We start from the raw sequence: 14,482 nt of genomic DNA on the forward strand, positions 1-14,482 counted from the left end.
GAACGCGTCGATCCTGAAACACGCGAGCCATCGCAACGGCGCTCCCTCTCCCCCCTTGAGGGGGAGAGATGGAGAGGGGGGTGGACGTCCCCAATCACGGGCCGGTGGCGCATGAGGATCACCGCACCGCAGTCACCTCGACCTTGCCGAAGTCGCCACGGCCGAAGCGCTCCGGCCGGTACATGTCTTCGACGACGGCCGGCGGATGGACAAAGGTGCCCGGCGAAACCGCACGCACCATATAGGCCACTGTGAAGAACGCCGCTTTACCGCCATCCCGGTCGAAAGCCGCGACGAAACGGTCATCGCGATATTCGGTATGGCTCGGCTCGACGTCGCGCTTCAGCCAGTCGAGGCCGGCCACCGAGCCGGAATCGACAAGATTGGGATTATCGATCTCGAATCCCGCCGGCAGGTAGTCGACAAGGAGGAGACGGGCGAAGGCGGCTTCCGTCTCCGTCACCTTGAGCGTCACCACGAGGCGATCGTTCTGGTTGACATGGGCGGGGTCCACCTGGGTGCCATCGAGCTTGTAGTAGTTGCGCGCGATGCTGTATCCGCGCGAGGCGGCCGGCTCCGGCGTCAAGGGATTGCCCGCCACGCTGACCACCATCTGCAGGGGCGTGGACCCGGCATTGGCCACCGTGAAACCCGCCCCGCCGAGCGCATCCGCGCGCAGGTTGCGATACAGCGCGCCAGCATGCGGCGTGCCATTGACCGTCACGCGGATGCCTTCGGCGCGTTTCGTCATCGCCTCGGCGGCCAGCACCATCCACGCCTCTTCCTGGGTCGAGGTGTAGCTGCGCCTGGCGCGCGCATCCTCGACGACGCGACCGACCGCCGTGATGTCCGCGGCCTGCGCGCCGGCTTCCGCCGCCAATGTCAGGACCGCCGCGCCGTCGCGAAGCCGCGAGCCGTAGTCCGGACGGGAGACGGGCTTGTCGACCGCGGCGCCGAGCGCGGACACAGCCGTCGTAAAGGCCGCCTGCGCCCGACCACGATCGCCGAGGAGCGCGAGCGCCGCCGCGATCTGGCTCTGCGCGAGCGGCGAGCCGAAGTCCTTGATGCGGACGTCGGCGAGATAGCGCAGGTCACCCATCACCGGGCGGCCGTTGCGCGCCAGCACATAGACCGCATAGGCGAGATCTTCGCCCGAGCCCTTCGTGAAATCCTGATTGGCGACGAAGTTGCGCAGGCGGTCGAGCGCGAGATCAAAGCCGATCTGCGGCACGACGAAGCCCCCCTCGCGCGCCCGCGTCAGGAAGTCGGTGACATAGGCATCGAGCCAGATGTCGTCGCCGCCAACCGACCACAGGCCGAAGGAGCCGTTCGAATCCTGGCGCGCGAGCACGCGCTCGATCGACGTGCGAATGCGTTCATCCAGATTCGTATCGGTCGGCAGCGCGTTCACGGCCGACAGCGCATTGACATAGAGCAGCGGCAAGGCGCGGCTCACGGTCTGCTCCGTGCAGCCATAGGGAAAGCGGTCGAGCGAGGCCAGCAGCGCCGGCACGTCGAGCGCCGTCATCGGCGACACGCTGATCGAGGCCAGCCCCGTGCCCGGAAGCAAGTCCGCAAACAGATCCGGCGTCAGGCGCACGGAGGCCTGCGCGGCCAGCGGCCGCACCGTCCGGTTGATGAGCGGCGGCCGTCCCGGCTGCACGCCGATCCGGAAGGTCTGCGGCCCGTCGAAGCCAGGGCCCGTCAGGCGCGCCTCGATGGTGGCTATGCCGACGCTCGCGCCGGAAATAGGGACCGACAGGGACTGCCTGGCGCCCTTCGCGAGCTGCAGACTGCGCTCGCGCTGGTTGGCGGGGATCGCCACCGGGCCGGTGCTGCTGAGGCTGAGCTTGTAGGTGCCGGCCTCGCCCTCGACATTGTTGATGTCGATGGCAAAGCGCGAGTTATCGCCGATGTTGAGGAAGCGTGGCAGTGTCCCCACCATGACGACGGGATCGCGAACGATGACGTCGGCGCTGGCCTGCCCGACGCGGCTCTTGGTCCAGGCGGTGGCCATGACGCGCAGCGTGCCGTTGAAATCGGGGATATCGAAGGCAACCTCGGCGGTGCCATCGGCCCCGACCTCGACGACGCCGGAATAGAGGGAGACCGGCTCCTGCGCCGGCGGTGAACCGGAGACCTGGGCGCCGCCGTCACCGCCCGAGCGGATGGCGCCGCGCGTGCCCTGCATGCCGTCGATCAGGAAGCCGTAGAGGTCGCGGATCTCCGCGCCGAGCTGGCGCTGGCCGAAGAAATAGTCGCCCGGACGCGGGGCCTCATAGCGTGTGAGGTTGAGAATGCCGACATCGACGGCCGCCACCGTCACATAGGCTTTCTCACCCGGCAAGGCACCCGCCACCTTGATGGGCAGGCGCAATGTCTCACGCGGGCGCATGGCGGGCGGTGCGCCGAGACCGACGTTCAGATCGCGCGCCGCGGCATCCACGGAGAACCAGGCAAGCCCAAGCGCGCGGCCGGGCATGCGCTTGGCCGCCTCATCGAGCGGCCGATGGGCAAAGGCGACGAGATAGGCGCCCGCCCCCCAATCCGCGCTGACCGGCAGCTTGACCGAGGTGCCGTCCGGCGTCACATCGACCAGCCGCTCCTCCAGCACATGGTCGGTCACAACCGCCACCGTCGCCGTGCCGGCGAAACGGGGGCGCACGGTCACCGTCATCTCCTCGCCGCTGGCGAAGGCAGCCTTGTCCAGCGTCACGTCCAGCCGGTCGGGCGAATCCGCCGTCTGCTCGCCGCCCCAGCCCACGCCGAAGCTGATGCTGGTCGGCTGCACGTCCGGTTGCACGGAAGCGAGCTCCAGGCGATAGCGGCCCCAGCCGACCGTTGCCGCGATCCGGCCAGCCGAACCGGCCGTGACATTCACACGCCCGTCGGCGATGCGGCGCGTGCGCGTCACCGTCTCATAGGACCAGCGTCCGTCGTTGTTATACCACTGGTAGTCGCGGTCCAGGCGATAGAGATTCCACTGCACGCCGCCGGACAGGCGTTCGCCGGTGGGCGTCGCCATGACGACATCGAAGGATGCGGTGCCGCCCTCGGCGAGTTCCGTGAACAGCTTGCGCGCGCCGATGACATTGCCTTCGGGCAAGATCGGCAGTGTCACGCTCCGCTCCACCGCGCGTCCGCCCGTCTCGCCCACGCGCAAGGTGATCTTCGCCTCGACCGGGCGTGGCGCGCTGATTTCGCCGATCGGCACCTCGACGACGACATGCCCCTGCGCGTCCGTTGTGAAATGCTGCTCGATCTCCGTTGTCACGGCGGAGAATTCTTCATCGGCGAGGCCGATCTCGAAGCCATCAAGCCCCGGAATCGTCGGCGTCGCGCTCGCTGTAACCGACACTTCGCCGCTCACATCGAGGTCGGCACCCGGCGCGCCATAGAGATAGCGCGCGTCAACGGCAATCGTTGCAGGTTCGCCCGCCTGCAGCGCCTTCTGGGTGGGGGTGAGCGTCACGTCGATACGCTCGGGCACATAGTCCTCGACGAGGAAGCTGGTCTCGCCGATCGCCTGCCCCTTAGGATCGGCATAGGCCTGGAGGCGCCAGGTGCCGCGCATCGCGCCGCCGAGGATCGGCAACGACCATGCGCGCCCGCCCTCGCCCTGATCGGCAACCAGCGAACGGCGATATTCGACCCCATCCGGGCGCCGCGCCACCAGCGTCACCGGCAGGTTCGGCGCGGCGACACCCTTGCCGTCGCGCAGGAGCGCCGTGACATACACCGTCTCGCCGGTGCGATAGACGCCGCGCTCGGTGAACACCATCGCGTCGAGGGCGCCGGCTGCGCGCCGTCCCTTCACGCCACGGTCGCTGAGATCGAACGCGCTCTGGCCGAGGTCGAGGAAATTGTAATCCCCCGCCGCGGTCGACGCGACGACGAGGCCGGGCGCCTGGCCGCCGGTGCCGCGTGCGAGCCCGGCGGAAAAGCGTACGCGTCCCTGGGCATCGCTCTTTTCGACGCCCAGCACATCGTTGTTGCGCGCAAGCAACCGGACCTCGACGCCGTCGAGCGGCGCGGCGTTGCCCAGCGAACGCAGCATCACTTCAACGCCACCGCTGCCGGAGATCGACGTCAGGCCGAGATCCGATACCACGAACCACTGGGTCGCCCTGAGCTCATAGTCACCGTCGCCCTTCGGCCCGCCGGACGCCGCAGCCGTCATGAGATAGACGCCGGGCTCGAGCTTGCCGCCGACCGCCTCCATGACGGGAAAGGCCGTGATGACATCCTTGTTCAGCACATTGGCGACATCGAGCGTGCCGCGCCAGACGCGCTGGCCCTTGTCGTCCGCATAGCTGTCGGCGGTGTAGCGGCTGATCTGGCTGAGGAAATCGTCGGAGCGCACGGTCGGCAGCAGGGAGCGGTCACCGACACGCAGGACTTCGACATCAATCTTCGGGGTATTCACCGAAACGATGGGAATGCCCTGCTGGCCGGTGCGCGGCAGCACGTAGTTGCGGCCGGTGAAGCGCACCTGGGGGCCGCGGTCCTTCACATAAATCTCGTAGTCCGCGTTCTTCTGCAGCGCTTCGCCTTCGATCGCCGACGGCAGGCCGCGGCGGATCACGATGGCATAGCGCTCGCCGTGCTTCAGGCCGTCCACGCAGATCTGGCTGCCCTCACCCGTGACGGCAGCATTGCTCGCACCGGTGATCGCGACAAAGGGCGTGAAATCGACCTTGCCCTGCTGCAGCGGCTCCGAAAACTGGAAGCAGGCGCGCGGCGTTGCCGAATCCGAATCCGTCGAGTTGCCGATCAGGCGGAAGCCGTGGCTCGCGACGAGATTGTCGTAGATGCCGCGCCGCGCGGGGATATCCGCCGAGGCAAGGCTCGCCCGGTAGGTATCGATCGCCGAGCGCCATTGGCTGTACTGCGCGAAGAGGGCGCCGAGATCGGCAAGCGCCGTGGCCTCCTGGGCCGCCGTGGTCGCCTTCTGGTAGCCGGCATAGGCCGCGCCCAGGGCGCGCCGCCGAAAATCCTGGTTTTCGGAGTAGTTCGCGCCCTTCGATTGCGCGGCGGCCGCCGAATAGCCGAGCCATGCCGTCACATTATTGGGCTGTTGGGCGATGAGATTGCCATAGAGCGCGAGCGCCCGCAGCGTATCGCCCCGGCCAAGCGCGGCCTGGGCCTCCTGGCGCATGCGGTCCGGCTGGGGCGCAGGACGCGGCGCTTGGCCAACTTGGCCCGCCTGACCAGGCTGCCCCGCCGGCGCGCTCGGGGGCGGGGCCACCTCCCGCTTGATGTCAGCCTCAAGCCGGACGGCCACGCTCGCCAGATCGTCACGACTATAGGTCTTCCGGGCAGGCGCCGGGGCGGTCTGCGGTACTGTCGGCGCCGTTGCGGGTGGGTTCGCCGGCCGCGCCGGCGGGCTGGCCTGCGCGAAGGCCTCGCCTGCAGGAGCGACTACAAGAGCGGGAGCGCACGCCAATCCGAGGGCAACGACCAGACCAGCCAGCCCGGTCTTCACAGGCCTGTTCTGGAACGATGTCGTCATGCGAAACTCCCTTGTGTCGAAGGCCGACGATCAGTTGCTCTTGTATCTGCGGGAGAAACTATCACTCGCGCTGCAATCTGCAACGCGGCTCACGCTCTCCGACTTGCGTGTGACACGTGTCCGAAACAAAGCCTGGTCGGCGGCGTCGACGACTGGACGCCCCCAACGAGTTGTTGCCTAGACGACCTGTCGTCCCTGCCGCCAGACCCGGCGTATGATAGGGACCGTGTCGGCGAGATGCACCTGCACGCAATCGGCCCGTTGGCCGATGGCGATCGCGCCGCGGTCGTAGAGATGCGCCGCGCGGGCAGGATTGAGCGTGATCATGCGGACGGCTTCGGGGAGGTCGATGTCGGCGACGCGCTCCGCCAGCATGAATGCGGCCATGACGAGACTCGCGGGCACATAGTCCGAGGAGATGATGTCGAGCAAGCCCTCGCGCGCCAGATCCTCGGCAGCGATATTCCCGGAATGGGAGCCCCCGCGCACCACATTGGGCCCGCCCATCATGACCCGTATCCCCGCTTCATGCGACTGGCCCGCCGCCTCGTGGGTGGTCGGAAACTCCGCCACGGCGACCCCGTCGGCGATCGATTCCGCGACATGCTCGGGCATTGCATCATCATGGCTCGCCAACACGACGCCGTGACTGTGCGCAAAGGCGACGAGTTCGCGGCGATGACGCCGGGCATTCGCGGCATGCAGCGCGAGGCGCCGCTCGACGACGGCATTGGCCTCCGCCTCGGTGCGCGCCGTCCTGCCGGTGAAATAGACCTTCCACAGCGCGATGTCGCGGAACTGGCGCTGGCCGGGGGTATGGTCCATCAGCGAAATCATATCCACCTGATGGCGGCCGGAAAAACGCTGGACCTGCTCGATGACATCGTTCGTGGCGATTTCGCACCGCAGATGGGTGCGATGGTCGGCCCGCAGATAGTCCCCGGCCCGCGCTTCGTCCAGCGCGCCGGCCAGCGTCCACAAATCCTCGCTCGGCACGCCGCCGTCCGCATCGGAGCCGGCCCTGAGCGAATCGAAGACGGTCGTCACGCCGGCCGCGACAATCTGCGCGTCATAGGCCATCACGGCGCTCAGCGGATGCCAGCGGACCCGGGGACGTGGCTGGAAATGGCTCTCCAGATGGTCCGTATGCAGCTCGGTGAAGCCGGGCAGCAGGTAGTCGCCCCCCAGATCGGTGCCACGCTCCGGCGCCTGTCCCTCGCCCAAGTCAACGATCACGCCGTCGGCGATCGCAAGCCATCCGGGTGCGAGGATCTGGTCTGGCAGGACAAGCTGAGCGTTCTCGATGAGGTGGACAGTCTTTTTCATGGTCTCTTTCTCATGCGCAGTCCTGCCGTCCGTGTAAAGCCACGACTTTCGCGTAAGACCTTGGCCAATCCGCGTCCCGCGCTCGACACCAGGACGGGCGATGCATCTGCCGGCGTAACGGGCATCCCGGTAATCCGCATGAAACTGTGGCAGTTCTCCGGCGCCACCCCTGTCGACGAGACCTGAACGACAGGAGGGACTGGACAGCGCCCGTTGTTGCGTTAAGCTTCACCTATTCGTTTTGCCGTGAAACTTCGATGACATTGATGATCAGAAGGTTCTGGCAGGTGTGTTGATTTTTCATATGCGGCCCAAGCCGCAGCTTCGGTTATTGCGTTGTCGTTTCGCAGCTGCGGTCGTCCTATCCAATTTGTTCTTCAGATCCGTCGCGTTACATCCTTTCAGCCCGCCTTTTTCCGCATCCACCGGCTCAGTCTTCGGAAATTTCTTAATTATTTCATGGGGATATTGCTCGATGCCAGATATTTCACTGGCCGCGACGCTGTCGCTTGCTTCACGCTTTCGTCTGCTTGATGCGCTCTGAGCGGCCCAACGACCATGGGCAGGACTCAACGGGCGCGGCTGCACGGCCGAACTGCAGCCGCGCGCTCGACGCGCCTTAGCCAGGGTCGCGGCGCCTTGGCGGAGGCACGAGCCCAGGCCTTTTTCCGGGGAGGTGCCTCTCGCTGCCGGTGCGGCTGGCCTCAGCTGTTGCGCCTCCTCGGGCTTCTCGCGGTGGCCACGCTCGTGGCGAGCGTGCTGCTCGCCAACCGCGGCGCCCATGCGGGCGCCTGGACTCTCCCCGCCGGCAGGGGGCAGGCGATCGTCACCGGCACCTTCCAGAAGGCAGACCGCTATTTCGACGCGCAAGGCCGGACCATTCGGGGCCCCGACTATCGCAAGTTCGAGGCCACTGCCTTCATCGAATACGGCCTGACCGACACCCTGACGGCGATCCTCTCGCCGTCGCTTCTCTCAACCCGGGTGGCCGGGCCTGCACCGGCGGACTATACCGGCCTCGGCTATACCGAGATCGGCGCGCGTTATCGCATCGTCGACCGCGACGGCTGGATCGTCTCGGCCCAGGCCATCGCCGCCTTTCCCGGGCCGACCAATCCGCTCAACCCGGCGGAGGTCTGCTGCACGGACAAATATGCCGATGCCCGCCTCCTCATCGGCAAATCGTTCATGCTTGGACGGTGGCCCTCCTTCGTCGACGCCCAGGCCGCCTACCGCCTGCGCGCCGGGGCGGCCAGCGACGAGGTTCGCCTCGACCTGACGTTCGGCATCCGTCCCCTGCCGCAATGGCTCTTCCTGGCGCAGTCATTCAACGTGCTCGCGACGAACGGGCTTGCCGGCGGCGGCCTGCTGGGGCTATTGAGCGGCACGCGTTATCATAAGGTGCAGGTTGGCGCCGTGTGGGATTTCGCCGACAATTGGTCGCTTCAGGTCGCGGGTGTCGCCACCCTTCAAGGCAAGAACGCGCCGCTCGAACGTGGACTCGTCAGTGGTTTATGGTACCGCTTCTGACATGACGACAGCAATGGGAGCGCTTCCTTTCATGCCTTCACCGAAACCTCGCATCATGCCGGTCCTCTTGTCCGGCGGCACGGGCACCCGGCTCTGGCCCCTGTCCCGCGAGGCATACCCCAAGCAGCTCCTGCCGCTGGCCAGCGACAAGACCATGCTGCAGGAGACCGCGCGCCGCGTGGAGGATCGCTCCACCTTCATGGCACCCGTCGTCATCGCCAATGCCGAACATCGGTTCGTCATTGCCGAGCAATTGCGTGGCCTCGGCATCGAGGATGCCACCATCGTGCTGGAGCCCGTCGGACGCAACACGGCGCCGGCCGCCGCCACAGCCGCCCTGATCGCGGTGAATGAAGATCCCGACGCCATCATCCTCCTGATGCCCGCCGACCACGTGGTCGGCGATCCCAAAGCCTTTCTGAAGGCGGTGGAAGCCGGCGTCGCCGCCGCGGATGCCGGCAAGCTCGTGCTGTTCGGCATCAAGCCCACCGCGCCGGCCACGGGCTACGGCTATATCCATATCGGCGCGGCCTTGCCCGAGGCGCCAGGCGCACATACGGTCGCGGCCTTCCGCGAGAAGCCGGATACGCCAACGGCGACAGCCTATCTCGCCGACGGCACCTATCTCTGGAACAGCGGCATCTTCCTGTTGCCCGCACAAGCCTTCCTCGACGATCTCGCCGTGCTCGCGCCGGATATTCTCGCCGCGAGCCGCGAGGCGCTCGAGAAGGCCAAGAGCGACATGGACTTCCTGCGCCTCGACGATGAGGCCTTCCGCGCCTCGCCCTCGATCTCCATCGACTATGCCGTGATGGAAAAGACCGACAAGGCGGTGGTCGTGCCGGCCGATTGCGGCTGGGCGGACGTCGGCAGCTGGTCCGCGCTCTGGGAGATCGGCGCGCGGGATCAAGCCGGCAACGTCATCGCGGGCGACGTGGTCGCCGAGGACGTCAAGGGCTCCTACCTGCGCGGCGAGGGCCAGCTCGTGGCGGCGCTCGGTGTCGAGGATCTCGTCGTCGTGGCGACACCCGACGTGGTGCTCGTGACCCGGCGCGATCGCGACCAGGACGTGAAACGTCTCGTCGAGCGCCTGAAAAAGGACGGCCACGAGGCCGCGACGCAGACGCCGCGCGTGCACCGCCCCTGGGGCTATTACCAGTCGCTGCACATGGGCGAGCGCTTCCAGGTCAAGCGCATCACGGTCAAGCCTGGTGCCAAGCTGTCCCTGCAGAAGCATTTCCACCGTGCCGAGCACTGGGTCGTGGTCAATGGCACGGCACTCGTCACCCGCGACGCCGAGGAACTGCTGCTCCGGGAGAACGAGTCGATCTTCCTGCCGCTCGGCTGCGTGCACCGGCTTGAGAATCCGGGCAAGGTTCCGCTGAATCTCATCGAGGTGCAGTCAGGCCCCTATCTCGGCGAGGACGACATCGTGCGCATCGAGGATGTCTATGCGCGCATCGACAAGGCGAACGAGGCGGGGTGACAATCGCTGACCGCAACGCCGTTGGATCCCCTTCCCGGCCGGCTGGCGCCGGCCGCCGGGGATGACACTGAAGGAACTGCAGCCTGGCGTAATCCGATCGACCGGCTATGCGTCAGGCAAATGTTGGCTTCAGGCAAGGGTTGGCTTCAGGCAAGGGTTGGGTGTCATTCCCGGCGGCCGGTGAAACCGGCCGGGAAGGGAAACCATAAAGCACCTCGCCAGGCCCCCAACGCCGGTCCACGCCTGGTGACGGCACCCGCCCCGATCAGGCGTGCCCCGCATCGATAGCGGCCATGACGCCGCGCAGTTCGGCGAGACCCTTGAGCCGTCCGATGCAGGAATAGCCGGGATTGGTGCGCTTGCCGACATCGTCGATCAGCAGGTGGCCATGGTCGGGGCGCATCGGGATATTCGCGTCGGCGCGGCCCTCTGCGCGCCGACGCCGTTCTTCCTTCATCAGGCCCGCGACCACGCCGACCATGTCGGACGAGCCGTCGAGATGCTCGGCCTCATGGAAGGTTTTCGGCGCCTCGCGCCTGACGTTGCGCAGATGGGCGAAATGGATCCGCGGTGCGAATTCATCGACCATCGCGACGAGGTCGTTGTCCTCCCGCGCACCGTAGGAACCGACGCAGAAGGTCAAGCCGTTGGCGTTGGAATCGACCCCCGCGAGGATCGCCCGGGCATCGTCGGCGGTGGAGACGACGCGCGGCAGACCGAACAGCGAAAACGGCGGATCGTCGGGATGGATGCAGAGCCTTGCGCCCTCCTCCTCGGCAACAGGAACGACATCCGCCAGGAAGCTGACGAGATGGGCCCTGAGATCCTCGGGCGTGATACCGTCATAGGCGGCGAGCAGACGGCGCATGCCGACCCGGTCGTGATGGAAATCCGCCCCTGGCAAGCCGGCAATCACATTGCCTTCGAGGGCGTCGCGCGCGCTCGGCAGGAGCGCCTCGAAGCGCTGCCGGGCCGCCGCCAGAACGTCCGCATCATAAGAGCCTTCCGCGTTCGGACGCTCCAGAATGAACACGTCATAGGCCGCGAAATCGATGATGTCGAACCTCAGCGCATAGCCGCCCGCCGGCACGGGATACATGAGATCCGTGCGCGTCCAGTCCACCACCGGCATGAAATTGTAGCAGATGGTCTTGACGCCGGCCCGCGCGACGGCGCGTAGCGAGGCGATCCACGCATCGACATAACGCCTCCGGTCCGGGCCGTTGGTCTTGATGGCATCGTGGACGGGAATGCTCTCGACGACCGACCATGTCAGCCCGGCCTCGGCGATGATCGCCTTGCGCTTGGCAACCTCCTCATCCGTCCACGGCTGGTCGGCTGGAATGTGGTGGAGCGCCGAGACGATACCGGTCGCGCCGGCCTGCCGCGCATGGGACAATTCCACCGGGTCCTGAGGCCCGAACCACCGCCATGTCTGTTCCACCTTGAACCTCTCCTCGATAGGCCAGGGGCGCGCGGGGCGCAGCAAGGCCCTCTTGCCGGCCGCGGCGACGCATCCCGATCGCGCAGTCATAGACCAGCCCGGAGCCCTGCGGAAGTCGGCAAGGCGCGGGTGACATATGCCGGTCTCCGCTGCAGTGCATGCCCGTTGGGTTAGTCGCGTGTTGTTATTCCCTCACCGTTGCGGCAATCAGCGTATAGTGGACCATGTCGCCCTGTCGGGGAGTGCAATCGGGGGGACGTGCTGTCCCAAACGCAGATTGGGGGATCAATGAAGCTCGACTTCACGACGCTCTACGTTGTCGTCCTTCTGAATTCATTGATGCTTTCGATCATCTGGGGCAGCATCGCTGGAACATACAGGAACTTTCTCCCGGCCAGGTATTGGCTCGCGAGCAGTCTGATCAATACGGTCGGCGGCTCTGTTCTTCTGCATACATCCGGTGATTATGCCATTCTGGCTGCGATCGCTGGAAATGCGCTCATCATATTCGGATTTCTCAATATCTGGATGGGCCTCCGCATTTTCTTCGGGCTTTCATCCGGAATCGGCATCGCCGTGGCCGTCACTACGGTCTGTGCGGCGCTGATGGTGCTGCTGATAGACGCGCCACGCGCGCGCAACATGGTTTATTCAGGCGGCCAGCTCGTGCCGATGGTGCTCAGTATCCTGCTCCTTGCCGGCCAAAAATCGCTCGGGGTCGGAGGCATCATCACCATGGCGGCGATGGGCATCGGCGCGCTCAGCCGCCTTATCGTCATCGGCAGCAATATCGCCGTCCTGGCCCAGGCGTTCACGGCCGGCGGGTTCTTCAGTATCGCGCCCGTGACTCTGCTGCTGGTGATCTGCAGCGGAATCGTCTGGAACTTCGGGCTCGCCACCATGGCCATCGACAGGCTGCGCGAGGAGGTTGCCATCCTTGCCGCGTCGGACGATCTCACGAGCCTCGCCAACCGCCGCGGCCTCAATGAGCGGCTGTCGCTGGCGATGCGTCGGGCGCGCCGGTCGGGTCAGACTTTCGCCGTGATGCTCGTCGATCTCGATAATCTCAAGCAGATCAACGACAGCCTCGGCCATTCGGCGGGCGACGCCGCGATCATCCACACCGCGGAGCTGATCCGGGCCGTCATGAGCCAGCAAGATTACGCGGCGAGGCTCGGCGGCGACGAATTCTGTGTGATCATAGCGAAACCGCACGCGTCCGCGCCTGGCGCGGACGCGGCTTCCTTGTCGCGCCCTGCGCAGATGGCCGACGCCCTGCTCGAACGGTTGGCCACCACCCCTCTCCGCTTCGCGGGCACGACCCATCCGATCTCCGCGAGCATCGGCATCGCCGCCTGGCGCCCGCGGGACCACGAGCACCACGCGGATATCCTGGCGGAGGCCGATGCCGCGCTCTATGCCAGCAAGACCGCCGGTCGCAATACGGTGACGATGGCCATACCGGCGGCAATTGACACCACCGGCGCCCCTGTTCTAGGGAGTGGCGCATGAACAAGCGCTTCGCCCTCTCCGGACTCTACTACGCGCCGCTTCCTTAGCGGCGGGGTGCTTTGTCATCTTTCAACCGCTGCGTCGCCAGCGGTTGTTGCGAAAGACCTCCCTGGCGCGTCACTCGCCGAGGTCAGACCATGTCTATACAACCCAGTCATACACCCCAGCCCCTTCTCGGCCTCGTCGGCTTCGGCGCCTTTGGCCGGCTGATGGCCCAGCACCTCAACGCGCATTTCCGCATCCTGGTCCACGACCCCGCCCTCCCCCCCGGGCCGGTTGAGGGGCATCCGGCGGTCAAGGCCGCCGAATTGGCATCCGTGGCGCGATGCCCGATCGTGGTTCTTGCGACGCCCATTGACGGACTGGAGGAGGTCGTGGCCGCACTCGCGCCGCATCTCTCAGCCGGGACGCTGGTGCTCGATGTCGGGTCGGTGAAAGTCATCCCGGCGGCGATCATGAAGCGCGGGCTGCCCGCCGACGTCGATATCGTTGCGACGCATCCGCTCTTCGGCCCGCAGAGCGCGCGCGACGGTATCGCCGGCCTCAAGATCGCCGTCTGCCCCATTCGCGGCCGCCGCGGCCTCCGGGTGGCAGCCTTCCTGCGCCGCGCGCTCGGCCTTGATGTCATCATCACGACACCGGAAGCGCATGACGAGGACGCGGCGGTCGTCCAGGGCTTGACCCATCTCATCGCCAAGGTGCTTGTGCGGATGGAACCCCTGCCGACGCGCATGACGACCCGCAGCTTCGATCTCATCATGCAGGCCGTCGGCATGGTGCGCCACGACTCGCCGGCCGTGTTCCAGGCGATCGAGCGCTCCAATCCCTATTCCGCCGCGGTCCGCGACCGCTTCTTCAGGCTCGCTGCCGCCCTCAAGCTGGACCTCGAGGACCACGCCGCCGGCGAGGCGTCGGCCCCACTGGTGGCAGGGTCCCCGGCGAACGGCGCACAACCGTCAATGCCCGACCGATCCCGAAAACACATTGACGATGATGACACCGGCGATGATCAGGCCAAGCCCGAGAAAGGCCGGCGCATCGAGGCTCTGCTTGAACCAGACCCAGCTCACGGCTGAAATGAGCACAATGCCGACACCGGACCAGATGGCATAGGCAATCCCCGTCGGTATCGTGCGCAAGGTCAGCGACAGGCAATAGAACGCCAGCCCGTATCCCACGGCCGTCAACAGCGTCGGGCCGAGACGGGTGAAGCTGTCGGATGCCTTGAGCGCCGTGGTGGCCACCACCTCGGCGACAATGGCGATCAGGAGATAAAGGTAGCTCGATGCGCTGGACACTTTGGCTCCACAACCGGAGGGAACAGACCCCCCTCCTATCGACGACATGATGCCGATGTCCAATCACATGAGAGACCAACAGTCGTCAATCCAGCGCGGAATCGCAAGCAATCACCGGAAACCACGTGCCCCTGAGCAGGATCACGGCCTGATCGCGCGTCCTATCATCGAATTGGCTGAAAGACCCGACGCAGATGAAGCCGCCGCCCTGATCGCCGCCACAAGATCGATACGATCACCCAGAAAACGCCACATTGCGCGGCGAATACTTATGATGGCTCTCGCCTGGGAGCCGAATACACTTTACTGTACAATAAATTTTGGAGTGGATCAATGGAAAGTCCACGAACCGGCGCTGTGAGAGACAGGGCCCG

7 protein-coding genes and 1 pseudogene are annotated in these 14,482 nt (G+C 66.1%); 4 read left to right on the plus strand and 4 right to left on the minus strand.

Going from position 1 to position 14,482, the window contains the following annotated elements; translation table 11 throughout:
* Positions 1–118: 118 nt before the first annotated feature.
* Both C7450_RS19315 and C7450_RS19320 read right to left on the minus strand, forming a co-directional pair.
* Positions 119–5,512 carry an alpha-2-macroglobulin family protein gene (locus C7450_RS19315; RefSeq protein WP_110376097.1) on the minus strand — a complete coding sequence of 1,798 codons (5,394 nt, stop codon included), beginning with the start codon at positions 5,510–5,512 and terminating at the stop codon, positions 119–121.
* A gap of 177 nt (positions 5,513–5,689) precedes the next feature.
* Positions 5,690–6,838, minus strand: coding sequence for an alpha-D-ribose 1-methylphosphonate 5-triphosphate diphosphatase (locus C7450_RS19320; RefSeq protein ID WP_110376098.1), 1,149 nt, complete (start codon positions 6,836–6,838; stop codon positions 5,690–5,692).
* Positions 6,839–7,573: 735 nt separating this feature from the next.
* On the opposite strand from C7450_RS19320, the gene C7450_RS19325 reads away from it, so the two are divergent.
* Positions 7,574–8,368, plus strand: a complete 795-nt coding sequence (locus tag C7450_RS19325; protein WP_146227402.1) for a hypothetical protein — start codon at positions 7,574–7,576, stop codon at positions 8,366–8,368.
* Positions 8,369–8,399: 31 nt separating this feature from the next.
* A complete protein-coding gene (locus C7450_RS19330; RefSeq protein ID WP_110376357.1) occupies positions 8,400–9,854 on the plus strand; it encodes a mannose-1-phosphate guanylyltransferase/mannose-6-phosphate isomerase in 1,455 nt (484 codons plus the stop codon).
* Positions 9,855–10,119: 265 nt separating this feature from the next.
* Here C7450_RS19330 and uxuA read toward each other — a convergent pair whose 3' ends face one another.
* Positions 10,120–11,298 (minus strand): mannonate dehydratase, encoded by a 1,179-nt coding sequence (gene uxuA, locus C7450_RS19335; RefSeq protein ID WP_110376358.1) that lies wholly within the window; start codon positions 11,296–11,298, stop codon positions 10,120–10,122.
* Between the two features lie 288 nt (positions 11,299–11,586).
* Here uxuA and C7450_RS19340 point away from each other — a divergent pair, with 288 nt between their 5' ends.
* On the plus strand, positions 11,587–12,810 hold the full coding sequence (locus C7450_RS19340; protein ID WP_110376100.1) for a GGDEF domain-containing protein: 1,224 nt from the start codon (positions 11,587–11,589) through the stop codon (positions 12,808–12,810).
* Between the two features lie 137 nt (positions 12,811–12,947).
* Positions 12,948–13,739, plus strand: a pseudogene (locus C7450_RS19345) (prephenate dehydrogenase/arogenate dehydrogenase family protein); the annotation flags it as partial.
* Between the two features lie 27 nt (positions 13,740–13,766).
* Here the strand turns inward: C7450_RS19345 and C7450_RS19350 are convergent.
* Positions 13,767–14,108: a DMT family transporter gene (locus C7450_RS19350; protein ID WP_245449948.1), complete on the minus strand. Its 342-nt coding sequence runs from the start codon at positions 14,106–14,108 to the stop codon at positions 13,767–13,769.
* Positions 14,109–14,482 lie beyond the last annotated feature (374 nt).

Source organism: Chelatococcus asaccharovorans, from assembly GCF_003201475.1.
GTDB classification, from domain to species: domain Bacteria; phylum Pseudomonadota; class Alphaproteobacteria; order Rhizobiales; family Beijerinckiaceae; genus Chelatococcus; species Chelatococcus asaccharovorans.

Bases quoted from the DNA above. Each gene is read 5' to 3' on its own strand.
- C7450_RS19315 (WP_110376097.1), bottom strand. From the start codon at position 5,512: ATGACGACATCGTTCCAGAACAGGCCTGTGAAGACCGGGCTGGCTGGT.
- C7450_RS19320 (WP_110376098.1), bottom strand. From the start codon at position 6,838: ATGAAAAAGACTGTCCACCTCATCGAGAACGCTCAGCTTGTCCTGCCA.
- C7450_RS19330 (WP_110376357.1), top strand. From the start codon at position 8,400: ATGCCTTCACCGAAACCTCGCATCATGCCGGTCCTCTTGTCCGGCGGC.
- C7450_RS19340 (WP_110376100.1), top strand. From the start codon at position 11,587: ATGAAGCTCGACTTCACGACGCTCTACGTTGTCGTCCTTCTGAATTCA.